Source organism: Pseudonocardia sp. DSM 110487 (assembly GCF_019468565.1).
GTDB lineage: Bacteria > Actinomycetota > Actinomycetes > Mycobacteriales > Pseudonocardiaceae > Pseudonocardia.
Genome location: NZ_CP080521.1, coordinates 8,467,337 through 8,491,016, shown reverse-complemented (window position 1 = coordinate 8,491,016; position 23,680 = coordinate 8,467,337). Strand labels below are relative to the sequence as shown.

Here is a 23,680-nt window from a genome sequence, read left to right as displayed (position 1 = left end):
CGCCGGTGCGCCCAGCGGGAAGCTGGGCCGTCGAGATATGGGGCGGACTTTCGGCGGGGGGCACTCGGTGGCGGGCCGGAACCTCGCTCTCGCGGGTGTGGCGTTGCTGTTCGCGGTGGCGTGCAGCCCGGCAGGATCCGGTCCTACCGTCACCGAGGTGGAACCGCAGCCGGCATGCGACGAGGCGAGGATGGACGAGCACAGGTACGTCAGCGCGATCGACGCGAGCGGCCGGTACTTCACCGACCAGCACGGCGCCCCGGTCCTCGTGTTCGGGGACTCCCCGTGGGCGGGGATGGTCCGCTGGTCGCCGACGCAGGCCGAGCTCTACTTCGCCGACCGGGAGGCGGGCGGCTTCAACACCTCGATCGTCTCCCTGATCGGCGCCCCGGACAACGGTGGGCTCGACGAGGAGGGCCGGACGTTCGACGGGATCCTTCCGTTCGACGGCGGGGACGTCACCCGGTGGAACGAGCTGTACTGGCAGCGCGTCGACGAGTACGTGCGCTCGGCGTGCGCCCACGGGAACACGCTGTTCCTCTACCCGATCGACGGTTGGAACGTCAGCAACGTCTTCAAGTACGCGTCCCTCGAGGACACCCACCGCTACGGTGCGATGGTCGCCGAGCGGTACGCCCGCTTCCCGAACATCGTCTGGATGACCGGCGGCGACCACTTCCCGAGCGACCTCACCGGCCGCCACGACTCGCCACCCGAGCACGACGCGAAGTTCGAGCAGGTACGGCAGGGAATCCGGTCGACGGGCGACACCCGGCCGTTCTCGATCCAGCTCGGCTACCCGACGTCGCAGTCCACGGACAGCCCCATGTGGGCGCCGCACGCCGACTTCAACTTCGTCTACACCTACCTGCCCACGTACCGGGCGGTGCTCGACGCGTACCGGCGTGACCGGCGGCCTGCCCTGCTCTCGGAGGCGAACTACGAGGGCGAGAACAACCTGCCCGGCACGCCCGTGACCGGCGACGAGGTGCTGCGCCGGCAGATGGCGTGGGCGCTGACGTCGGGCTCGCCGGGCTACGTCTACGGCTCCGACGACTGGGAGTTCCACCCCGGCTGGGAGGGGCGGCTCGACACGCCCGCGGTCGCCCAGCTGGGCCGGCTGCGGCAGTTCTTCGAGTCGCTCGACTGGCAGGCGCTCGTGCCGGACGAGTCCGACGAGATCCTCGTCGGCGGGCGTGGCGCACCGGTCGCCGCCGGCGTCGAGGTCGGGATCATGGGCAGCGACTACGTCACCGCCGCCAGGGCCGGTGGCTCGCTGGTGGCCTACGTCCCGACCGCGCGCGCGGTGACCGTGGACCCGGCGAAGCTTGCCCAGCCGCCGACCGCCCGCTGGGTCGATCCGGCGGACGCCACCGCCCCGCCCCTGGAGGCGGCTGTCGGGCCCTCCGGCACGGTGACCACACCGGGCCGGAACTCGGCGGGTGGGGAGGACTGGCTCCTGCTTCTCCCCGTAGGGACGGGCTGAGGGCTCCTGTGGAGCGAGCGGCACCTTCGCGCGCTAGAAGCAAGCGATGGTGCCGCTCGGCCCACCGAGACCCATCTAGGCGTAGCGGCGGAACACCGGTTTGACGGGGCGTCCGCCCATCCATGGTGTGGGGTCGCCTGCGTCGAGGGCCTTGCGGTAGACGGTGCAGGCCTGGGCGACGACGTCGACGGTGCGGTCGATGTCGTCGTCGGTGAGGGCGGCGCTGACCACGAAGGAGGGTCCGATCACACCGCCGCTGAGGAGTTGGCGCAGGAACAGGGTGCGGTAGGGCTGGGAGGGTTTGCCGTCGGCGTCGAGGGTGGTGAAGACGAGGTTGGACGCTCGTCCCCGGACCTGCACGTGGTCGGCAACGCCGATCCCGGCGGCGACGTCGCGCACGCCGGCGGCGAGGCGGTCCCCGAGGGCGTGGAGCCGCTCGGTGATGCCTTCCTCCGCGTAGGTGTCCATGACGGCCATGGCGGCGGCGAGAGCGTGCGTCTCGGCGCCGTGCGTCGTCGACAGGAGGAAGACGCGTTCGTGACGGCTGCGCAGGCCTCCCCGTTCCATGAGCTCGCGTCTGCCGGCGAGGGCGGAGACCCCGAAGCCGTTGCCGAGGGCCTTACCGAACGTCGAGAGGTCCGGGGTCACCCCGTAGACGCCTTGGGCGCCGTGCTCGCTCCAGCGGAAGCCGGTGATCATTTCGTCGAAGACGAGCACCGCGCCGTGGCGGGTGGCGAGGTCGCGGACGCCGTCGAGGTAGCCGGCGGGCGGCTCGGTCTGGGTGGCGGCCTCGAGGATCACCGCGGCGGGCTCGTGCTGCTCCAGCACCGAGGACAGTGCGTCGAGGTCGCCGTAGGGGAACGTGATGACGTCCTGCTGCGGGATGCCCGCCGACATCGGCGTGCCGCCGATGAACCAGTCGTCGGTGGAGAAGAACGGTTGGTCGCGGCACAGGGCGACGAGGGTGCGGCCGGTGGCGGCGCGGGCCAGCCGGATGGCGGCGGTGGTGGCGTCGGAGCCGTTCTTGGTGAACTTGACCATGTCGGCGGTGGGCACGGTCTGGAGGAAGCGTTCGGCGGCCTCGACCTCGATGGCGGCGGGGCGGACGAAGTTGCTGCCTTTGTCGAGCTCGCGGCGAACGGCGTCGATCACCCGGGGGTAGGCGTGGCCGAGTGACACGGCGCGCAGGCCGGAGCCGTATTCGAGGTACTCGTTGCCGTCGACGTCCCAGATGTGGGCGCCGCGGCCGTGGGAGATGATCGGGGCGAGGTCCTGGGGGTACTGGTCGTCGCCCTTGGCGTAGGTGTGGGCACCGCCCGGCACGGCGGCGTGCAGCCGCTCGGTGAGGGCGGCGGATCGGGGCAGCCTCATCGGACGAACTCCAGGCGGGGGATCGGTACGACCAGGCGGGCACCCCACTTGCGCGTGTAGGCGATCTGCTGGGCGATCTCGGCGCGCAGGTTCCACGGCAGGATCAGGATGTAGTCGGGCCGCACCTCCGCGAGTCGTTCCGGCGGGTACACCGGGATGTGCGTGCCGGGCAGGTGCATCCCGTGCTTGTGCGGGTTGCGGTCCACCGTGAACGGCAGCAGGTCCTCGCGCACCCCGCAGTGGTTCAGCAGGGTGTTGCCCTTGCCCGGGGCGCCGTACCCGGCCACCGACCGGCCGTCGCGCGCCGCCGTCAGCAGGAAATCGAGCAGGCCCGCCTTCACCTCGAACACGTCGCGCGCGAACCCCGCGTGACCCTCGACCGTGTGCAGCCCCGCGGCCCGCTCGTCGGCGAGAACCTTCTCCACCATCTCGGACGGCCGGTGCTCGCCGGGACGCGCGAGCACGCGTAGCGAGCCGCCGTGGGTGGACAGCTCCTCGACGTCGACCACGGTGAGGCCGGCCATCGTGAGCGCGGCAGCGGCCGTGCGCAGGGTGAAGTACGAGTAGTGCTCGTGGTAGATCGTGTCGTACTGCCTGCCCTCGATCAGGCGCAGCAGGTGTGGGAACTCCAGCGACACGGTGCCGGCGTCCGCGACCAGCGCCCGCAGCCCGCGGGCGAAATCGAGCAGGTCGGGCACGTGCGCGAGCACGTTGTTGGCCACCACGAGGTCGGCGGGGCCGTGGCGTTCGGCGATGTCCGTGCCGGTGCGCTCGCCGAGGAACACCGATTCCGTCGGTACGCCCCGCGCCCGCGCGGCGTCGGCGACACCCCCGCACGGCTCGACGCCGAGCACCCTGATCCCGCGCGCGACGGCGTGCTGCAGGAGGTAGCCGTCGTTGCTCGCCGCCTCGACGACGAGGCTCCCCGCGCCGAGGCCGAGCCGCACGGCCACGTCCTCGACGAAGCGACCGGCGTGGGCGACCCAGCTGTCGGAGTAGGAGGAGAAGTAGGCGTAGTCGGCCGTGAAGATCTCCTCGGCCGCCACGTGGGCAGGCAGCTGCACGAGCAGGCAGCGCTCGCAGATCCGGACGTGCAGCGAGTAGGTCGTCTCGGGCTCGTCGAGCTGGTCGGGCCGCAGGTAGCTCTCGCAGGGAGGGGACATACCCAGGTCGACGAAGGTGCGCGTCAGTGGCGCGGAGCACAGGCGGCACGCAGGGCTCAACGGATGACTCCTCGGGATTGGGGGGCTGGACCGACGTGGTCAACGGCTCGCTGCGGGACTCGGCCCACTGCCGCCTCCCGTTACCGCACAACGGCCGTACGTAACGGGGCCGCTCGGCGGGCCGAATAGAGCCTCGGAACGCGGACCGTTCGGTCCCGGCGTCGAGGGGGTGCCTGCGGGTGAAGGTCGTGCTCTTCTGCGGCGGCTATGGGATGCGCATGCGGGACGGGAGTTCGGACAAGCCGAAGCCGATGGTGCCGGTGGGGCCACGGCCACTGCTCTGGCACGTGATGCGCTACTACGCCCACTACGGGCACAAGGACTTCATCCTGTGCCTCGGCTACGGCGGGCACCACATCAAGCAGTACTTCCTCGACTACCAGGAGACCGGCTCCAACGACTTCGTCCTCCATGGTGGCGAGGTGCGGCTGCTCGGCAGTGACATCGCGGACTGGACGATCACCTTCGTGGACACCGGCCTCGAGTCGCCGATCGGGGAGCGGCTGCGCCGGGTGCGTCGCCTGCTCGACGGCGAGGAGATGTTCCTCGCGAACTACGCCGACGTGCTCACCGACGCCCCCATCGACGCGATGGTCGACCAGTTCGCCGCCACGCCCGACGCCGTCGGGCAGCTGCTCGCGGTGCCGCCGCAGGCGGCGTTCCACGTGGTGGAGGTGAACGACGGCAACCGCATCGAGGCGATCACGGCGCTGAAGGACATGCGGCTGCAGGAGAACGGTGGGTACCTCGTGCTGCGCCAGGAGGTCTTCGACTACCTGCCGGAGAACAGCGACCTCGTCGCCGACGCGTGCGCGGTGCTCGCCAAGGAGGGCAGGCTCGCGGCGTACCCCTACAACGGGTTCTGGCAGCCCGCCGACACCCTGAAGGAGCGGGTCGCGCTGGAGGCGATGTACCAGGCGGGCCACACGCCGTGGATGCCGTGGCGGACGGATCTGCCGTCCGCATCGCCGGTCCTGAGCGCGGCGGCGCACTGAGCGTGAGCGCAGGAACGACTCCCGGCGCACCCGCGCTCGGGGGCAAGATCAAGCGGGTAGCCGCCGCATCGGCTGCGGCCATGTTCGTCGGCGAGGCGGTCTCGCTGGTGCAGACGATCGTGCTGGCGCGGTTGCTCACGCCTGCCGAGGTCGGGCTGTTCGCAGCGGGCACGATCCTCACCATGTTCCTCTCGGACATGTCCGAGAGCGGCCTGCGCGCCGGACTCGTGCACCGCGAGCGGGACGTGGCCGACGCGGCGGAGACCGTCTTCCGCGGCACGATCGTCACGGGCCTGGTGATGTCGCTCGGCGCGTTCGCCGCCGCGCCGCTCGTCGGCTTGGCCTTCGACGACGCTGCGGTAGGCGCCATCGCGGCCGTCTGTTCGGGCGCGCTCTTCCTGCACGCGCTCACGAACGTGCCGGAGGCGATGCTCCAGCGGCAGTTCAGCGTCAAGCGCAGGCTCGTCGTCGGGCCGCTCGTCTCGATCAGCTTCGCCGTCACGGCGGTCACGCTCGCGCTACTCGGCTACGGAGTGTGGAGCCTTGTGGCCGGCAGCTACGTGTCCTACGTGGTGTGGCTCGCCGGCCTGTGGGCGATCACCGACTGGCGGCCCGGCCGCGGCCGGGCGACCTGGCAGATGTGGCGTGAGCTCGTCCGCTACGGCTTCCCGGTGACCGTGAACTTCGTCGGGGCCCGCACCCAGCAGGCGATCGAGGCCGTCGCCGTCGGGCGTGGGCTCTCCACCACCGACCTCGGCTTCTACCGCTACGCCACCCGGATCTCGCGGCTACCGGTCAACGCGATCGTGGACATCGTCGCGAACGCCCTGTTCCCCGCCTTCTCCCGGATCGCGGAGGACGGGCAGCGCCTGCGCGCGAGCTACCTGCGGGCACTCGGCTCGGTCACGGTGTTCGCCGTCGTCGTGTCCGGGTTGATCATCGCGGCCGGCGAGTCCGCGGTCGTCGTGCTGCTGGGCGAGCCGTGGCGCGCCGCAGGGGCGGCCGTCGTGGCGATGGCGGGACTGGGCATCGGGAAGGCGTTCGTCTCCGTGAGCGAGGAGGCCATCAAGGGATCCGGTCGGACCCGGATGCTCAACTGGCTGACGGGAATCGAGTTCGTCGTCGGGGTCGCCAGCCTGGTGCTGATCATCCCGTTCGGCCTGCTCGGCGTCGGACTGGCGATCTCCACCACCGCACTCACCGCGGGTGTGGTCGGCCTGTACCTGTCCCGGTCGGCGGTCGGGGTCAGCGCTCGGGACATGGTCGCGGTGATCGTGCCGCCGCTCGCGGCAGGCACTGTCGCGGTGGCGGCGGTCTTCGTGCTCGAACACCAGGTCCTGCACTCCGACGCCCACGGCCTGCTGTTCGGCTTCCTGCTGCTCGTCGTCGACGTGCTCGCGTTCCTGGCCGTCTACGCCGCGGCGCTGGCGGTGGTGGCGCGGGGGACCGTCCGCACAGTGGTGCTGCCCCTCCTGAGGAGCCGCGCGAAATAGGGCTTGCCGCTACTCGACCAGCGGGTCAACGCAGCAGCACCAGCCCGTCGCGGGGCGGCAGGGTGACCGACGTGGCGAGGGAGCCGTCGTTCGTCGCCGGGTCCTGGCGACCGGTGAGACGGCGGAACGTGCCGCCGAGATCGACCGTCTGGGCGACAGGGCCCGCGTTGTTCAGCACGATCCCGTGGTCGAAGTCGCGCCGCACGACGTCCGGTGCCACGACGCCGACGCCGTCGTCGAACGGCTCGTCGAGCCGCTCGGGCGCCGGGTTCGTGACGAGCGGCGCGCCGAGGTAGCCGGGGCCGAGGCCGCCGCCGTCCAGCTCGTCGTAGTAGGCCAGCTCGCCGTAGTGCTGCCCCATCGGCGCCCAGAACCCGTCCTGCAGGAGGGTCGCGGTGAGGAAGAACCTCGCGTTGCGGTACTCGTCCGGCGAGCCGGCCTGCGCGCGCCGCACGTTGATGTTCATTGCGAGGCCGGGCTGCCGGTGGCCGTCGCTCGCGGCCGCGGCGGCGTAGCCGTCGATGTCGGAGGCCGGGTCCCGGCCTGCACCCGGATCGGCGAAGCTCTCGAAGACGCGCCCGTCGAGCAGCTCGTCGCGCAGCGTGCGCTCGCCGTTGCCGACCAGGATGGCGCCGGGCATCGCCTGCCGCATGATCTGCTCGGCGCTCGTCACCCCGCGTTCCCACGGGCCGTCGGGACCGTAGATCCGGTCCTCCGGGTCGTCGTCGCCGTCGCCGTCGACGTCCCAGCGGGTGTGGCTCGCCCCGAAGATCCGGTCTCCCCACACGTCGAGGAAGACCCCGTCCCACAACCCGGTCGACCACACCTGGTCCACCACCCACCGGGCCGCGTACTCGGGATAGGTCTGCCCGTCGATCCTGGGTCCGGTGTCCGCGAGGTTGGCCATGACGGTGTCCGGCCACTCGCTCACCCGAGCTCCCCGCGCCGTTCTGGCCAGCCATTCCTCGGGGAAGGTGCTGGTCGTCGAGTCGCGGAACTGCCAGAGCGCGTAGCGGTCGGCGTAGTAGCCCGCCGAGCCGAGCTCGGGCCGGTAGTCGATCAGGTTCACGTAGGCGAGCAGCACGATGTCCGGGTTGAGCGCGCGCAGCCGCTCGAACTCGGCTCGGTCGAGCCGGTGCCCCCACTCGCTGTCGATCACCACGAGGTCGTACCGCGCCAGCTCGTCGACGGCCGGGATCTCGTTCTGCTCCAGCCAGTAGGTGGCCGTGCGCGGGAACGGGAACGGGAGCGGGGTGACGGAAGCTGTGGCCGGGGTGCTCGCGCAGGACACCAGCAGCGCGGCGAGGACGGCCAGCAATGAGATCGGCGCGGTCGCGCCACCCACCTTCACTTGATCAGTGTGCCCGCGCCATCCGGCATTCCTCCGGGGAGGACCAGCGCTGTGCGCAGCTTGCCGGCGCTCGAGCGGGGAATCCGGTCCATCCGGCGGATCGCGACGTCCTGACCGGGGCCGATCAGCCGCTCGATGTTGCGGAGTACCTGGGCGCGGTTCACGTCGGCGTCGAAACCGCGGCCCGGCACGATGCGGACCTCGAACCGGCCCGGCGCGAGCTGCGCGATCTGCGCCTCGTCGACGCCGGCGAGGTCGTCGATGACCGTGGACGGCAAGGGGATCAGCCGCCCGTCCGCCGCGACGAACGCGTCCTCGCTGCGGCCGGCGACCGCCCCGAGGCGGGGGAACGCCCGCCCGCACGGGCAGGGGCCGGACGGAGCCGGATCGACCAGATCACCGGTGCGGTAGCGCAGCAGCGGGAAGCCCCAGTTGTGCAGGGGGGTACCGACGATCTCCGCGTGACCGTCCTCTGCCGGCAGCAGCTCCACGATCCCGTAGTCGGGGAACACGTGGTAGCCGAGCGCCTCGCAGGTGCCGGCCATCGCCACGCGCTCGGTCTGGCCGTAGTGGTCGACGATCGGCGCCTCGAACACCGAGCCCATGAGCTCCCGCTGCCGCGTGCTGATCGTTTCCGAGGACGTGATCACCGCTTGCACCGGCAGCCGCTCACCCGCGTCGCGGATCCGCGCGGCGAGCAGCGTGAGGCTGGAGGTCCAGCCCTCGACGGCGTCCGGCCGGTACGCCCGGATGGTCCGGAGGATCTCCGGGAGCGCGTCCGGCGTCAGGTGGAAGCTGGAGACGAGTAGCTGGTGGTCTCCGGGGATCTCGTGGGTCAGCACGCCGCGGTCCACCGCGATGGAGCTGCCCCGCAGCACGACCCGGCGCGCGTCGCGGGGGAGGCCGAACCAGCCCCACTGGCGCTGCAGCGCGGCCTGCTCGAAGGCGGACGAGCCCGCCGTGCGGTAGACGGTGACGGGCCTCCCGGAGGTCCCGCTGGAGCTCGAGGGCCACATGAGCCGCAGCGGCTGCACGGCGAAGTCGGCAGGCGCGTCCATCACGGCCTGCCGGTCGAGCAGCGGAAGGCGTGGCAGGTCCTCGAGCGTCCGGATCGACGCCGGGTCCACGCCGGCCTCCGCGAACCACCGCCGGTAGAACGGCGAACGAGCCGCCACGAGGCGCACCAGCAGGCGGAGCCTGCGCTCCTGGTAGCGGCGGATCCGATCGGCGGATGCCTGGTCCATGGTCGCCAGCGACCGGCGCATCGCGGGACCGGCGGGGTGTGCCCGCCGGATGCGGTGCAGAAGGCTCTGAAACCCACCAGGTGGTGACATTGACGCGTTCCCCCACGGCGCCGCCGGAGCGCCGATCGACTGCTCTTCCGACGGCTCTTCGCTCGCCTCGCGGTGATGAACCGTTACGTCATGTCACCGTCGCCACAGGTCACCGATCATGCGTAACGGCGGAAGACCGGCTTGACCGGGCGCCCGCCCATCCACGGCGTCGGGTCGCCCGCGTCGAGCGCCTTCCGGTACACGGCACACGCCTGGGCGACGACGTCGACGGTGCGGTCGATGTCGTCGTCGGTGAGGGCGGCGCTGACCACGAACGACGGTCCGATCACGCCGCCGCCGAGCAGCTGGCGCAGGAACAGCGTCCGGTGCGGCTGCGAGGGCTTGCCGTCGGCGTCGAGGGTGGCGAAGACGAGGTTGCACGCGCGGCCGCGGACCTGGACGTGGTCGGCCACCCCCATACCGGCGGCGACGTCCCGCACCCCGGCGGCGAGGCGGTCGCCCAGCTCGTGCAGCCGGTCGGCGATTCCTTCCTCGGCGTAGGTGTCCATCACCGCGATGGCGGCGGCGAGTGAGTGGGTCTCGGCACCGTGGGTGGTGGAGAGCAGGAACACCCGCTCCTCGTCGGTGCGCAGCCCACCGCGTTCCATGAGCTCGCGCTTGCCGGCGAGGGCGGAGACGGCAAAGCCGTTGCCGATTGCCTTGCCGAAGGTGGAGAGGTCGGGGGTGATCCCGTAGACGCCTTGGGCGCCGTGTTCGGACCAGCGGAAGCCGGTGATCATCTCGTCGAAGACGAGAACCGAGCCGTGGCGGGTGGCCAGATCCCGGACACCCACCAGATAGCCGGCGGGCGGCTCGGTCTGAGTGGCAGCCTCGAGGATCACGGCGGCGACATCGTGCTGCTCCAGCAGGTTCGACAGGGCGTCGAGGTCGCCGTAGGGGAACGTGATGACGTCCTGCTCGGGGATCCCGGCGGACATGGGTGTGCCGGCGATGAACCAGTCGTCGGTGGAGAAGAACGGCTGGTCACGGCACAGGGCCACCACGGTGCGTCCGGTGGCGGCGCGGGCGAGGCGGATGGCGGCGGTGGTGGCGTCGGAGCCGTTCTTGGTGAACTTGACCATCTCGGCAGTGGGGACGGTCTGGAGGAACCGTTCGGCGGCCTCGACCTCGATCGCGGCGGGGCGGACGAAGTTGCTGCCCTTGTCCAACTCTCGCCGGACGGCTTCGACGACGCGCGGGTGGGCGTGGCCGAGTGACACGGCGCGCAGGCCGGAGCCGTATTCGATGTACTCGTTGCCGTCGACGTCCCAGATGTGGGCGCCGCGACCGTGGGAGATGATCGGTGCCAGGTCCTGGGGGTACTGATCGTCGCCCTTGGCGTAGGTGTGGGCGCCACCCGGCACCGCGGCGTGCAGGCGGGCGTTGAGCGCCGCCGACTTCGGCAGGGACGGGTCCGTCATGCGAGCCATGATGGACGGAGGGCTACCGCGCACCCCATCGAGGTATTGCGCGAGGCAGGCGCTCGATCACCAGCGCGCTGGTGAGCACCACCGCCACGGCCACGCAGAACCCGCCGACCGTGTCGGTGGGGTAGTGCACGCGGTCGACGACGAGCGCGAGCGCCATCGCTCCCCCGGACACCAACGCACCCGCCGAGAGCAAGAGCGCGCTCGTGCCGGTTGCCGGGCGCAGCACGGTGATCAGCAGCAGCGCGGCGACCACACCGATCGCGGTTGCCCCGCCGGTGTGGCCGCTCGGGAAGGCGAACCCGCCGTCGATCGTGCGCCCGATGACCGGCTTGAGGGTGGTGGTGGCGACCCCGGTGAGCCCCGGTCCGACGATCGCGAGCACGGCCAGCCTGCGGTGGCCGAGCACGAGCGCGAGGCCCGCGAGCAGCACCGCGAGCACGACGACGGTGACCGGGTTGCCGAGGAGGATCACGGCGTCGGTGAGCGACAGCCCTCGATCGGATGCCCCGAAGAGCTTCTGGACGCGCCGGTCGAGCCGGCCGGCGGAGTCGTCGTCCGCGTACCTGGCCGCGAACACACCGAAGACGAAGAGCGCGAGCACCGAGACAGCAGCGGCCGGTGCACGCAGGGTGGGCGGGAGGATCGCCCGGTCCGGGCGCGAAGCGAGGGCCGTCACTCCATCCAAGCTACCGCGCTTCTCGGGTTCCGCGATGATGGACCGATGGCGCACCCGGTCGAGGTGTCCGGCCGCGAGGCCGAGGTCCTCGCTGCAGTGGGCGCGCATCTGAGCAACGCCCAGATCGCGGGGCGGCTGCACCTGTCGGTGCGCACCGTCGAGGGGCACGTCTCGACGCTGCTGCGCAAGTACGGGGTGGCCGATCGCAGGGAGCTGGCCGCGCTGGTGGGCCCGGATGCCGGCCCGGCGCCGCCGCCGGGCGGGATCGCCGGGCTCCCGGCCGCGCGGACGTCGTTCGTCGGGCGTGCCGCCGAGCAGGCCGCGGTGCTCGCCGCGCTGGCCGAGCACCGGCTGGTGACGCTGTCCGGGCCGGGCGGCGTCGGCAAGACGCGGCTGGCGGTGGTGGTGGCGGGGTCGGCGACGTTCCCGTTCGGCGGCGCGTTCGTCGACCTGGTGCCGGCCCGCGACGACTCGGTGCCGCAGGCGGTCGCGGCCGCGCTCGGCGTGGCGGAGGGGCCTCAGCAGCCGCTCGAGGCCGCGATCGGAGGGCGGCTCGCCCGCGGCCGTTCGCTGCTCGTACTGGACAACTGCGAGCACGTCGTCGACGCCGTGGCCGGGTTCGTCGAGCGGTTGCTCGCCGCGTGCCCCACCGTCACCGTGCTCGCCACCAGCCGCGAGCGCCTCGCGGTGCCGGGGGAGCGGGTGGTGGCCGTCGGGCCCCTCCCACTGGGGTCCGACGCCGAGCGGCTCTTCGCCGACCGCGCTCCCGAGCCCATCGATCCCGGCGCCGTCGCGGACCTGTGCGCCCGCCTCGACGGGCTCCCGCTCGCGATCGAGCTCGCGGCGGCCCGCAGCGCGGCGCTCGGCGGGCCCGGCCTGCTCACCGGCCTCGGCGACTACCTGAGGCTCCTCACGGGAGGCCGCGGCACGGAGGTGCGGCACCGGTCGCTGCGCACGGTGATCGGCTGGAGCCACGACCTGCTGGACGGCGAGGAGCGCTCCCTGTTCCGCAGGCTGGCCGTCTTCGCGGGCGGGTTCGACCTTCCTGCCGCGGCGGCCGTCGGTGGGGTCGAGCCACCGGTGGCCGCCGACGTACTCGGCCGGCTGGTCGACAAGAGCCTCGTCGTCCACGCCCACGGCCGCTGGCGGCTGCTGGCCACGATCCGCGCCGTGGCCGCGGACAAGCTGCGGGAGTCGGGCGAGGCCGCGGAGGTGCAGGACCGGTACCGGATGTGGGCGGTCGAGAAGGCCGCGGCGCTCGTCGAGCCGAGCCGGGCGGAGGTGGACCTCGTGCTCGACGACCTGCGTGACGCGCTGTCGTCCTACCCACCCGGCCCCGATCCGGCGGCGCACCGGCTCGCGCGCTCGCTCGGGCGGATCACGCACGCCCGTGGCTTCCTCCAGGAAGCGCGCAGGCGCTACGAGCAGGCGGCCGCACACGCAGGGGCCCCTGACGAGCAGGCCCGCGACCTGCGCTCGGCCGCCGAGTGCGCCGAGGTGGGCCACGACACGGGTCTCGCGTTCGACCTGCTGGTGGCGGCCGGTCGGGTCGCCGTCGACGGGAACCTGAAGGCGACGGCGCTGGCGCTCGCGGTGGACCTCGCGTGCCGCTGCCCGGCGACGTTCGCCGTCGAGGTGCCCTACGAGCGGCTGTGCGCGCTGCTCGCGGAGGCGGCCGATGCCGGTGACGGCGCGGACCCGGTCGCCGCCACGCGGCTCGCGATCGCGCGAGCCTGGAATGCCGGGCCGCGCAAGCTCTGGCCCGACCGGGCGCTCGCCGAGGCGGCCGTCGCCGCGGCCCGCCGCACCGGCGACTCGTTGCCGCTCTCCGCGGCCCTCGGGGCGCTGCGCGGTGCCGCGGTCGTCGGCGGTGACCTCCAGGAGGCTCACCGGCTCTCCACCGAACGGCTGGCGCTCGTCCCCGCGTTCGATCCCACCGAGCCCGAGGGCGCTGCCGAGATCGAGGACGTGCTCGCCGTCGCGTGCGCCGACGCGGTCGCCGTCGGGGAGATCGCGGCCGCGGCCGACGTGGCCCGCCGAATCCTCGACGCCGACCTGCACGGGGACTCGCCGCACCTGTCGGTGAGCACGGTGCTGCCCGCGCTCGTGCTGGCGGGTGACCTCGGCTGGGCGCGCCGCGAGGCGCCCGCGATGTGGGAGGGCTGGGAGCGCGCCGGCCGCCCGCCTGCGGTGTGGCTGCCGGTGGCCGCCCAGTTCGCGGCGCTCGCGTGGGGCCTGTCCGGCGACGAGGAGCAGGCCGCGCTGTGGAACGCGCGTGCGGCGGAGGCGGGCGGCGCGAACGTCTTCCACCTGCAGCACGCGCCGCTCGGCGTGTTCACCGCGGCGCGGACCGCTGTGCACCTCGGTCGCGCGGCCGAGGTGCCCGAGCCGACGAGCGGCCGCTACCACGCCTACGCGGTGGCCGCCCACGCCGAGCTGGCCGTCGTGGCCGGCAGGCCGGACGCCGCCGAGCGGCTCGCCGCGGCCGAGTCGGGCTCCGCCGGGCACGCATGGGCGGCCGCGTGCCTCGCCCGCGCCACGGGCCGGCTGCACGGTGACCATGACGCGCTCGAGGCCGCGGTTGCGGGCTTCGAGCGCATCGGGGCGCGGCTCGAGTGGGCCGCCACCCTCCTGCTCCTGCCCGGGCGGGCGGCCGGGGGCCGGGCCCAGCTCACCGCGCTGGGTGTGTCCCGGCCCGGATGAGCCCGGCGGATCAGCCGCGGCGCCCGGACAGCCGGTGCACGACTCCTCGCCACCGTTCGGCACGCGGCAGGACGTACCTGAGCGCGTGGCCGGAGAACCCTTCGGGAAGGAGGTCGTACGTGCCGGGGTACACCACTGCCTCGCCCCCGAACCCGAGCTTGAAGAAGGCGACGCCCTTCGGCTCGACCGGGTTCCCGTCGCGAAGAGCCTGCGCGACGTCGAGCGGGATGCCCTCGAAGTCGTAATGGCGGTGACCGGTGTCGTGCGCCCAGGCGATGCCCGTCCAGTGCGTCAGCTCGCTCGCGCCGGGCGGCGAGCCCTCGACGTCCGCCAGGCCGCCGATCTTGTAGATCACTGTGTCGCCGAACGCCACGAGCAGCACGGCCGACAACGGCACGCCGTCGTGCTCGGCGATCAGCAGGCGGGCCTGACCGGACGTGCCGAACGCCGACCACAGGCGCTGGTAGTAGTCCACGGGGTAGGGAGCAAAGCCCTGGCGCCGCGCGGTGGCCTCGATGATCGCCTGCAGCACCGTCAGGTCCTCGGCGTCCCCGGTTCGTACGGTGACGCCGTGTTTGCGCGCCTGCCGGACGCGACGGCGGGTCGTGGCCCGCAGCCCTCGGAAGATCGTGTCCTCGTCGCGGTCCGGCCCGACGTCCACCACCACGCTCGCCACCGGCGCGGTATGGAGTTCGCTCGCGATCAGACCGCGTGACTCCAGCAGCTCCGGGAGGTCAGGTCGGTCGACCGGTGGTTGGATCTTCACGACCGCGATCCGGTGCCGCCGTGCGTGGTCGCGCAGCGCGGCCAGCACGGCGTCGACGAGCTCCGTGTCCCTTGACGCGAGCACGGGACCGCGCGGCACGTACCCCATCCGGCCGAGTACGGGCATGCCCCGCGTCAGGAGCTGGCAGCCCCCCACCAGCTCGCCGGAGCGGCGCAGCAGGATGTGGCTCGCCTGCCAGCCGGCGCCGGCCTTGACGTAGGCCCAACCGCTCGACTGGAGGTGGTGGCCCCCGGGTGCGGCGGCCACCCACGCGTCCCACTCCGGGTGCGACGGCGCGTCGTCGAACTCGATCTCCAGCACTGATCCCATCCCCCTCGTGCCGCCAGGCCACGGTACGCCCCGTCCCGGCCTCGGGCTTCGATCACAGGCCCGGCCGCGTGGCGCCCGCGTAGCGGACAGGTGGTCGGTACGGATCCGGTGGGCCGCCTCCTCCGGGCACGATTCCCTCGGACCGGAGGGAAGGGAGAGCAGATCATGCAGTGGACGCTGGAAGTGGTGCAGGTGCCCGTGGCTGACGTGGAGCGCGCGAAGGGGTTCTACGCCGAGCAGCTCGGGTTCGCCGTCGACCTCGACGTGCGGGCCGACGAGAAGCACCGGTTCGTCCAGCTGACACCCCCGGGCTCGGGCTGCTCGATCCAGGTGGCGGCGGGCTACTTCGAGGACATGGTGCCGGGGTCGCTCCGCGGACTCGTCCTCGTCGTCCCGGACGTTCGTGCCGCGCACGCTGAGCTCGTGGAGCGGGGCGTGGAGAACAGCGGGGTGGTCGTCACCGAAGACGGCACGTCGTTCCGGCCGGCCCGCGAAGGGGACGCGCTCGACAACGTGGGGTTCGTCCACTTCAGCGACCCGGACGGCAACCAGTGGTCGGTGCAGCAGATCAGCAGCCGGGGTGGCGCCCTGACGCACGACCTCGCCGTCACCCGCGTGCTCGACGCGCCGGTCGAGGAGGCGTGGAAGGCGTGGATCGAGCCCGCGTACGTCATGCGCTGGTGGGGTCCGACGGGCTTCACCTCGCCGCTCGCGGAGCTCGACGTCCGGGAAGGCGGCACCTCGCTGGTCTGCATGCGCGCTCCCGCCGAGTACGGCGGCCAGGACATGTACAACACGTGGACCTATCGGGAGGTCGTCCCGCCCGAGCGGCTCGAGTTCGTGCTCGACTTCACCGACGCCGACCGGGCGCTGCTCCCGGACGACGCCATCCCGCCGGGAGTGCCCCGCGCGGTGCGGCACGTGGTCACACTCCGGCCGACCGACGGCGAACGCACCGAGCTGACCGTGCGCGAGTTCGGCTACGGCACCGCCGAGGCCCGTGACGTGTCCCGGGCCGGCCTCGAGCAGTGCCTCGACAAGATGGTGGCGATGTTCCGGCAGCTGTGAGCCCTCACAGTTTCGTCACCAGTTCGGCCCAACGTGCTTCATGCCTTCCGTACGCTGCGAAGTGGAGGCTGGATTCGCTGTCTCGGCGGGGGAGGTCCGGACGTGGTGCTGCGGGGCCTGGGGATCCTTTTCGCGGTACTGATGAGTACGGGTGTGGTGGCCTGCTCGACCGCGGGGACGCCGGCGCCCGCGCGCTCGTCCACACTCCCTTCGGCGCCGCCGCCGGCGCCGGCGCGCTGCCTCGCACCGGAGGAAACCCCGGCACCGGGAGACGCGGTGTGCTTCTCCGGGGAGCTGGACGAGGAGCTGAGGATCACGACGAGCGGAACGCCGGACGCCCCGGTGTACTACCACGGCAACGGGACCGTGGTCCCCGGGATCCGGATCAACGCGGACAACGTCGTCGTCGAGGGCTTCGTGTCCAAGGGCGCCGACGGCACCGGGATCATCGCGAACGGCGAGAACGTGACGGTGCGGAACAACGAGATCACCCAGGTCGACTACGCCGGTGACGACGTCGACGCGATCCGCTTCTTCGGCAACGGCGCCCAGATCCTGAACAACCGGGTGTACGACCTCGAGGGGAACGACGTCGAGGACTCGCACGTGGACTGCATCCAGACGTTCGCGGTGGACCTACCCGGCAGCTCGAACGTGGTCATTCAGGGCAACCGCTGCGAGGGAATCCGGGCGCAGTGCCTGATGGCGGAGGGGCCGAACGACGAGGGCGGCTCCGGTGAGGGCGTGAGCCGCAACTGGCTGTTCGACGGGAACTACTGCGAGTCGAACGCCGAGGCGCAGTCGGTGGCGCTCGAGGACATCCAGGACGTCACGATCAGCAACAACGACATGGTCGGCGAGGGGAACAAAGCCTTTGCGCTCGGCAGGGACTCCACCGGCGTGGTTGTGAAGGACAACCGGATCGGCCCGGGGTACAGCCGTGAGGTCGGGTTCGACGACCCGTCGGCGGCGCAGGGTTACCAGGGCCCGCCCGCCGATTAGGAACTGGTAACGCGGCCGAGCGCTGGCCCGACAGGGTCATGACGACGTCCTGCGTTGACGGGGGAGGAGACGCTGGTGTCGGAATTTGCCCGCCGCATCGTGGTGGTGGGAACTGGGTATGTCGGCCTGACGACCGGAGCATGTCTCGCGTCGTTGGGTCATCGGGTGATCTGTGCCGACGTCGACCGCTCGAAGGTCGAGCGGCTGCAGGTCGGGAAGATCGACATCCGTGAGCCGGGGCTCGCCGAGATGGTCGGGGAGATGCTGGCGGCAGGCCGGCTGTCGTTCGTCACCGGTGCGCGGGCCGCGCTCGACGAGCTGCGCAGTGACGGCATGCCGTGCGAGGTCCTGTTCGTCTGCGTGCCCACCCCCATGGGGATCGGGGGTATCGCGGACCTCTCCGCCGTCGAGGCGGTCGTCGACGAGGTCCGCGAGGTCCTGCCCGCCGGGGCGATCGTGGTCAACAAGTCCACCGTGCCCGTGGGCACGGGCGAGCGCACCGCGGAGCTCATCGACCGTCCCGATGTCGCCGTGGTGAGCAACCCGGAGTTCCTCAGGGAGGGCTCCGGGGTGCACGATTTCCTGCACCCCGACCGCATCATCGTCGGTTCGAACGCCCAGGACGCCGCCGAGCGCGTCGCGGCGCTGTACGCCCGGCTCGGCGCCCCGACCGTGCTCACCGATCTGGCGAGCGCCGAGATGATCAAGTACGCCGCGAACTGCTTCCTCGCGACGAAGCTGTCGTACGTGAACGCGATCGCCGAGCTGTGCGAGCGGCTGGGCGCCGACGTCGAGGACGTCACGGAGGGCCTCGGCTACGACAAGCGGATCGGCCAGTCCTACCTCTCGCCCGGTCCCGGCTGGGGCGGCTCGTGCCTGCCCAAGGACACCTCGGCGCTGCTGCAGCTGGCCGACTCGGTCGACTTCGAGTTCCGGCTCCTGCGGGCGGCCATCGAGACGAACACCCGCCAGAGCAGGCGGATCCTCGAGAAGATCCAGACCGCCGTCACGGGCAAGCGGAACGGGTCGCTCACCCGCAAGCGGATCGCCCTGCTGGGGCTGGCGTTCAAGGCCGGCACCAGCGATCTGCGCGACTCGCCCGCGCTCGCCGTCGCCGCTCTGCTGCGGCAGGCCGGCGCCGAACTGCAGGCGTTCGACCCGGCGATCCGGGCCGACGACCCCATGCTGAACGGCGCAGGGTTCGACGGAGACCTGCTGACGGTCGTCGACGACCCCTACGTGGCCGCGAAGGACGCCGACGCGCTGGTCGTCCTCACCGAGTGGCCGGAGTTCCGCGGGCTGGACTGGCCGCGGCTGGCGACTGTCGTCCGGCAGGCGATCGTGGTCGACACGAGGAACCTCGTGGACCCGGACGTCCTGCGCCGCGCCGGCTTCTCGTGGATCGCGGTCGGGCGGTCGCCGCGCCTTGCCGGGAACATCGTGGGGGACGGCGATGCCTGACGCTCCACAGGACGGCGAGATCGACCGTCTCGTGATCCAGCAGTCCGACCCGCGGCGCGCGGTCACCATCGGCGGGATCGACACCTGCCTGCGCGGGTTCTTCGATTACGCGCCGGAGGGCGTCCAGCTGGGCATGGTCGGGGTCCACGAGGCGGGCTCGCCGGATCAGCCGCTCGGCGTGTGGCAACGGCTCCGCCGGGGCGACCGCGATATCTGGTTCTTGCCGGTCGCCCGGATCGACACGTCCCGGCCGAAGGGCTTCCTGCCCTACTCACTGCGGCTCGTGGCGGGACTGTTGCGCTACCGGCGATCCATCCCGAAGCCGAAGGCCGTCCAGGCTCACCGCGTCGACACGGGCATGTTCACCCGCGTGCTGTTCCGCGGGCCGCTCGTGTACTGCATCCACACGCAGGAACGGGGCCTGCTCGGGCCGACGTCGGACTCGTACTGGCGGTTCACCGGCAGCCTGCACGAGCGGCTCGACCGGATGATCGCGAGGCTCGCCGAGCGGGTGATCGTGTTCAACCCGGCGTACGCGGAGAAGGTGCGGCAGTGGAACCCGCGCACGGTGTCAGCGCCCACCTGGTTCGACCCGGCCATCACGCAGCCGGTCACGCGACCGGCGAACCCGCACGCAGTGGTCTGGGTGGGCCGCCTGGAGGTCCCGAAGGACCCCGCGCTGGCTGTGCGCGCCTTCGTACACCTCGCGCAGGAACGGCCCGATGAGCCGTGGACGCTCGAGGTGATCGGGTCCGGCACGCTGCGGCCCGCGCTGGAGGAACAGATCGCGGCCCTGCCGAAGGAGGTCGCCGACCGCATCGCGCTGCGAGGGCGGCTCGGGCCGGCCGACGTGGCCGAGGCCCGCAGCCGCTCCGGGGTCTTCCTGATGACCTCGCACGCCGGCTACGAGGGCTTCCCGCGGGTGCTGGTCGAGGCCATGGCGACGGGCTTGCCGGCGGTGGTCACCGAGGGCGCCGACACCGGCGGCCTGGTCACCGAGGGCGTCTCTGGCTTCGTTCGCGGGCGGGACGCAGCCGCGCTTGCCGATGCCATCCGCGCGACGCGCGGGCTGGACCGCACCGATGTCACGGCCGCTGTCGCCGACTTGAGCGCGCCTCGGGTCGTCCGGGACGTGTTCTTCCGCGGTCTCACCCCGGCTGCATCGTCGTGAAGGCGCTGGTGACTGGCGTTGCCGGCTTCGTCGGCAGCACGCTCGCGCGCCGGCTGCTCGCCGACGGGCACGACGTCGTGGGCGTCGACGCGCTCACCGACTACTACGACCCGCGGCTCAAGCGCGACAACCTGCGCGACATCGAGCACCCCCGGCTGCGGTTGGTGGAGGCCGACCTGAACGCGGTCGACCTCGCCACCCTGCTCGCCGACATCGAGGTGGTCTACCACCAGGCGGGCCAGCCCGGGGTGCGCAAGTCGTGGGGCAGCGACTTCGGGGCCTACCTGCAGGGCAACGTCGGCGCCACCCAGAAGCTCCTGGAGGCGGCGTTGCGGGCGCCTCGCCTCGTCCGCTTCGTCTACGCCTCCTCGTCGTCGGTCTACGGCAACGCGCTGCGCTATCCCACCGAGGAGACCGACCGGCCGCAGCCGCTGTCGCCGTACGGCGTCACCAAGCTGGCGGCGGAGCACCTCTGCGTCCTGTACGCCCAGAACTACGCCCTGCCCACGGTGTCGCTGCGCTACTTCACCGTCTACGGTCCGCGCCAGCGGCCCGACATGGCCTTCACCAACTTCTGCACGGCCATTCGCGACGGCGCGGAGATCCCGGTGTTCGGCACCGGTGAGCAGGTCCGCGACTTCACCTACGTCGACGACGTGGTCGAGGCCAACCTGCGCGTCTCAGGGGCCGACCTCCCCGCGGGCGCGGTGTTCAACGTCGCAGGCGGAACCTCCACCACGGTGAACGAGGTCATCGAGCTCCTCGGCGAGATCTCGGGCCGCACGCCCGTCGTCCGCAGGGGCGACCCGGTGCTCGGTGACGTCGAGCGTACGGGCGGGAGCACGGCCGCCATCGAGGCGGCTGTCGGCTGGGCGCCCGCCGTCCCACTGCGCGAGGGGCTCGAGGAGCAGTACCGGTGGGCCGCCACCGTGCTGGCGTAGGCCTCCTGCGGAAGGACCTGCACACCGCGGCAGCGGCCATCATCGGGTCGCTGCCGGGGTTCACGTTCCCGTTCGTCGCCGCGCTGGTGCTCACGCCGGGCGCCTCGGACTTGCTGCTGCTCGCGACGTCCGTGGCGATCACGGTGTCGGTGATCGTCGGCTCGGCCGTCGAGCTGACCACGATCGCGGAGTACGGGCGGGTGCTCGGCAGGGAGCGCAACCCGGGCCCTGCCGCGCTGCGCGACTACCGGCGGCGCGTCCTGCTGTTCGCGACGGCCCTCACAGTGCTGGTGGTGCCCGCGCTGGGGCTCGCCTACGCCGTGGGCTCGCCCGCGCGGGGCGAGTTCATCCTGCTCGTATGTGCCGTCGGGCCGGCCCCGATCCTCGCCGCGGTGGCGAGCATCCTCTCCGGGGAGTGCATCGCACGGGGCAGCCCGACGGTGCCGATCGCGGTGCAGGCGATGCGCACGCTCCTGCCCGCCGTGCTCCTTGCCGTGTGGTGGGACGCGCCCCTCGTCGCGGTGGCGGCGATGCTGCCGGCGGGGGAGGCGGCCAGGGCGGTCGTCCTCGCGGTGGCGGCGCGCAGGCTCCGCGCCAAGCAGGCGGGCGCCGAGGACGGGGCCCTGACACCGTTCGGGCTGGTCGCGCAGGCCCTCTCCTCCGGGGTGACGCAGCTCGGCCCGGCGGTCGACCGGCTGTTCCTCTCCGCATCCGGAGCGGGCTCCGTGTCGAGCTACGAGATGGCCGACCGGCTGATGTACGCGGCGGCCCAGTTCGTCAACATGGCATTCCTCGTGCGGAGGGTGGGCGCGTGGGCCCGGCTGCCGACGATGGCGCCCGGCGAGGCGACCGCGCTGCTGCGCCGGGACGGGCGGGTGCTCGGGCTGGTCACCGTGGTGCTCACCGCTGGCGGGGCGCTGGTCTGCCTCGCCGGGCTCGCGTCCGGCCTGCTGCCCGCGTCGTGGGGCCAGGGGTTCCTGTGGGGCGCGATCGTGATGCTGTCGCTCCCGGCCCACGTGTTCAACGTGGTCGGTACCCGCCTGCTGGTGGTCGCCCGCAGGCAGCGATGGATGCTGGGGATCGCCGCCGCGACCGCCGTGCTCAACGCCGTGCTGGACGTGATCTTCTTCGTGCTCCTCGGCCCTGTCGGCATCGTGGTGGCCACCGTGCTGCTGCGGTGGACGATGGCCGGCGTTTACATCGTGCTGCTGCGCACCGCCGTACCGCAGACGATCGGCCACGAACTGCGGTGATCAGGAACGCCGTGTCGGCGACGGCCGCCGTTTCGAGTCGTAGACGGCGTGGGACCCGACGCCACCCTCCTCCCGCTTGCCGTTGGTCGTGGCCTGCTCGGGGATGGCCTGCGGGATTCCCGTGGGCGGGCTCGTGATCTCGGCGGGAACCGGCACCGGGGGCGCATCGCGCCGGGGCGGTGGCGGGGACGAACGGTAGGTCGCCACCCGGGCCTCCCTGCCGAGCCGGCCCTTCCGCATCGCGAGCACGGTACCGAGCACTCGCGCGGACACCGAGTTCAACGCCGCCATGGCCGTGCTCACCTGCTCCCGCGAGGTTTGCCGGTGCTGCACCACGAGGACGACGCCGTCGGCCCGCGCGGCCACCGCCGCGGCGTCGGACACCGGCAGGAGCGCGGGCGTGTCGAGCACGATGAAGTGGTAATGGTTGCGCATGTCGCCGAACAGGTCGGCGAGCCCGAACGAGGACAGCAGTTGGCTGTGGTCGTGGGTGACCGAACCGGCCGGCAGCACGTCGAACGCGCCCCGGCTCCAGGGCTTGCACGCGGCCTGCCACACCATCCGTCCAACGAGGACGTCCACCAGACCCGGGACCGGGTCCACCCCCAGGTAGTCGGCCACCCCCGGGTCGCGCAGATTGGCATCGACCAGCAGGACGCGGTTGCCGGCCTCGGCGAGCGTGATCGCGAGGTTGCACGCGGTGGTGGACGTGCCTTCGCCGATTCGTGCGCTCGTCACCACGATCACGCCCCGGCCCTGCCGCCCGTTCAGGAACTGCAGGTTCGTGCGCAGCCTCCGGAACGCCTCAGCACGCGGGGCTCCGAAGGGGTCATCGACGAGCAACGGGCGCGTGGGCACCCGGCGATCGTGAGCGATCTCCGCGAGCACCGGGGCCGACACCAGCTCGCGCAGCTCGGCTGCCGAACGGACCGAGTTGTCCCGTGCCTCGCGGACGACCAGGCCCACGACGCCGATCAGCAGACCCAGCGCTCCGCCGAGCGCCAGGTTGAACGGCGTATCGGGGGACACCGGGTTGGGATCCGCTGTGGCCGGACGGATGATCTCGGCCCCGATCTTCGTGGGTTCCTGCGCCGGTGGGGCCGGCTGGCCGGGGGCCGGCGGGGGAGGCGCGGTGCCGATCGGCTCCTCGAGCTGCCCGACGAGGCCCACGAACTCCTCGGCGAGCGCGTTGGCGATGCTCGCCGCCCCGTCAGGGGTGGAATCCCGCACGTCGGCCGTGAGGACGACGGTGTCCGCGTCGACGGTCACGGTGATGTGCTGGGCCAGCTCCACCGGGGTCATCGCCAGCCCGAGCCGGTCGATCACGGGTTGCGTGATGCGCTCGTCGGTGAGGAGCGGCTCGTAGGACAGAACCCGCTCCTTGGCGAGCTCGTTGGCCTGGTACGCCTCGTCGGAGTCTTCGGCAGCCCCCTGCAGGGAGACGTAGAGCGTGATGTCGGAGTTGTACTGGCGGGGAGCGAGGTAGCTCGCGACCCCCGCTCCGAGCACGCCGAGCACCACGCATAGCGCCACGATCTTCCAGCGCTCGCGCAGTAGGTGGATGGCTCGGTCAACGGTCATTTTCGCCCCCGGGAATCAGCCCGTCGCAATTTTCGGTCTAGGGAC

18 protein-coding genes are annotated in these 23,680 nt (G+C 72.1%); 10 read left to right on the top strand and 8 right to left on the bottom strand.

What is annotated here, in order from left to right:
• The first annotated feature begins 190 nt into the window (after positions 1 to 190).
• The gene (locus K1T35_RS39720) at positions 191 to 1,486 is read left to right on the top strand and encodes a DUF4038 domain-containing protein (protein ID WP_220256837.1); all 1,296 of its coding nucleotides are present in this window, start codon (positions 191 to 193) and stop codon (positions 1,484 to 1,486) included.
• 75 nt (positions 1,487 to 1,561) lie between these two features.
• Here the strand turns inward: K1T35_RS39720 and K1T35_RS39715 are convergent, their stop codons facing one another.
• A complete protein-coding gene (locus K1T35_RS39715; protein ID WP_220256836.1) occupies positions 1,562 to 2,857 on the bottom strand; it encodes a glutamate-1-semialdehyde 2,1-aminomutase in 1,296 nt (431 codons plus the stop codon).
• A complete protein-coding gene (locus K1T35_RS39710) occupies positions 2,854 to 4,080 on the bottom strand; it encodes a class I SAM-dependent methyltransferase (RefSeq protein WP_255621226.1) in 1,227 nt (408 codons plus the stop codon). Before K1T35_RS39710 ends, K1T35_RS39715 begins: the two co-directional genes overlap by 4 nt.
• Positions 4,081 to 4,259: 179 nt before the next feature.
• Between K1T35_RS39710 and K1T35_RS39705 the strand changes: the two genes are divergently transcribed.
• The gene (locus tag K1T35_RS39705; RefSeq protein WP_220256835.1) at positions 4,260 to 5,075 is read left to right on the top strand and encodes a sugar phosphate nucleotidyltransferase; all 816 of its coding nucleotides are present in this window, start codon (positions 4,260 to 4,262) and stop codon (positions 5,073 to 5,075) included.
• A gap of 2 nt (positions 5,076 to 5,077) precedes the next feature.
• Positions 5,078 to 6,568, top strand: coding sequence for an oligosaccharide flippase family protein (locus K1T35_RS39700; RefSeq protein WP_220256834.1), 1,491 nt, complete (start codon positions 5,078 to 5,080; stop codon positions 6,566 to 6,568).
• Positions 6,569 to 6,593: 25 nt separating this feature from the next.
• Here the strand turns inward: K1T35_RS39700 and K1T35_RS39695 are convergent, their stop codons facing one another.
• The 4 genes from K1T35_RS39695 to K1T35_RS39680 form a co-directional block, all read right to left on the bottom strand.
• Positions 6,594 to 7,919, bottom strand: coding sequence for a putative glycoside hydrolase (locus tag K1T35_RS39695; RefSeq protein ID WP_220256833.1), 1,326 nt, complete (start codon positions 7,917 to 7,919; stop codon positions 6,594 to 6,596).
• Positions 7,916 to 9,163, bottom strand: a complete 1,248-nt coding sequence (locus tag K1T35_RS39690) for a phenylacetate--CoA ligase family protein (protein WP_220256832.1) — start codon at positions 9,161 to 9,163, stop codon at positions 7,916 to 7,918. The genes K1T35_RS39695 and K1T35_RS39690 overlap by 4 nt, the downstream gene beginning before the upstream one ends.
• Positions 9,164 to 9,369: 206 nt before the next feature.
• Positions 9,370 to 10,674: a glutamate-1-semialdehyde 2,1-aminomutase gene (locus tag K1T35_RS39685; RefSeq protein WP_220256831.1), complete on the bottom strand. Its 1,305-nt coding sequence runs from the start codon at positions 10,672 to 10,674 to the stop codon at positions 9,370 to 9,372.
• 22 nt (positions 10,675 to 10,696) lie between these two features.
• Complete coding sequence (locus K1T35_RS39680) at positions 10,697 to 11,359, bottom strand: phosphatase PAP2 family protein (protein WP_220256830.1); 663 nt, start codon at positions 11,357 to 11,359, stop codon at positions 10,697 to 10,699.
• Between the two features lie 45 nt (positions 11,360 to 11,404).
• Here K1T35_RS39680 and K1T35_RS39675 point away from each other — a divergent pair, with 45 nt between their 5' ends.
• On the top strand, positions 11,405 to 14,062 hold the full coding sequence (locus tag K1T35_RS39675) for a LuxR C-terminal-related transcriptional regulator (RefSeq protein ID WP_220256829.1): 2,658 nt from the start codon (positions 11,405 to 11,407) through the stop codon (positions 14,060 to 14,062).
• A gap of 10 nt (positions 14,063 to 14,072) precedes the next feature.
• Here the strand turns inward: K1T35_RS39675 and K1T35_RS39670 are convergent, their stop codons facing one another.
• Positions 14,073 to 15,158, bottom strand: coding sequence for a peptidoglycan bridge formation glycyltransferase FemA/FemB family protein (locus K1T35_RS39670; protein WP_220256828.1), 1,086 nt, complete (start codon positions 15,156 to 15,158; stop codon positions 14,073 to 14,075).
• 165 nt (positions 15,159 to 15,323) lie between these two features.
• Here K1T35_RS39670 and K1T35_RS49940 point away from each other — a divergent pair, with 165 nt between their 5' ends.
• The 6 genes from K1T35_RS49940 (at position 15,324) to K1T35_RS39640 (ending at position 22,054) form a co-directional block, all read left to right on the top strand.
• Entirely contained in the window at positions 15,324 to 16,226 is a 903-nt protein-coding gene (locus tag K1T35_RS49940; protein WP_220256827.1) for an SRPBCC domain-containing protein, read from the top strand.
• A 276-nt stretch (positions 16,227 to 16,502) separates the two neighbouring features.
• The gene (locus K1T35_RS39660) at positions 16,503 to 17,228 is read left to right on the top strand and encodes a right-handed parallel beta-helix repeat-containing protein (protein WP_220256826.1); all 726 of its coding nucleotides are present in this window, start codon (positions 16,503 to 16,505) and stop codon (positions 17,226 to 17,228) included.
• A gap of 75 nt (positions 17,229 to 17,303) precedes the next feature.
• The gene (locus K1T35_RS39655) at positions 17,304 to 18,689 is read left to right on the top strand and encodes a UDP-glucose/GDP-mannose dehydrogenase family protein (protein WP_370645218.1); all 1,386 of its coding nucleotides are present in this window, start codon (positions 17,304 to 17,306) and stop codon (positions 18,687 to 18,689) included.
• Positions 18,682 to 19,860, top strand: a complete 1,179-nt coding sequence (locus K1T35_RS39650) for a glycosyltransferase (RefSeq protein WP_220256825.1) — start codon at positions 18,682 to 18,684, stop codon at positions 19,858 to 19,860. The genes K1T35_RS39655 and K1T35_RS39650 overlap by 8 nt, the downstream gene beginning before the upstream one ends.
• An 8-nt stretch (positions 19,861 to 19,868) precedes the next feature.
• On the top strand, positions 19,869 to 20,801 hold the full coding sequence (locus K1T35_RS39645) for an NAD-dependent epimerase/dehydratase family protein (protein WP_220256824.1): 933 nt from the start codon (positions 19,869 to 19,871) through the stop codon (positions 20,799 to 20,801).
• A complete protein-coding gene (locus tag K1T35_RS39640; protein WP_220256823.1) occupies positions 20,777 to 22,054 on the top strand; it encodes a hypothetical protein in 1,278 nt (425 codons plus the stop codon). Before K1T35_RS39645 ends, K1T35_RS39640 begins: the two co-directional genes overlap by 25 nt.
• Here K1T35_RS39640 and K1T35_RS39635 read toward each other — a convergent pair whose 3' ends face one another.
• The gene (locus K1T35_RS39635) at positions 22,055 to 23,635 is read right to left on the bottom strand and encodes a polysaccharide biosynthesis tyrosine autokinase (RefSeq protein ID WP_220256822.1); all 1,581 of its coding nucleotides are present in this window, start codon (positions 23,633 to 23,635) and stop codon (positions 22,055 to 22,057) included.
• Between the last annotated feature and the right edge of the window lie 45 nt (positions 23,636 to 23,680).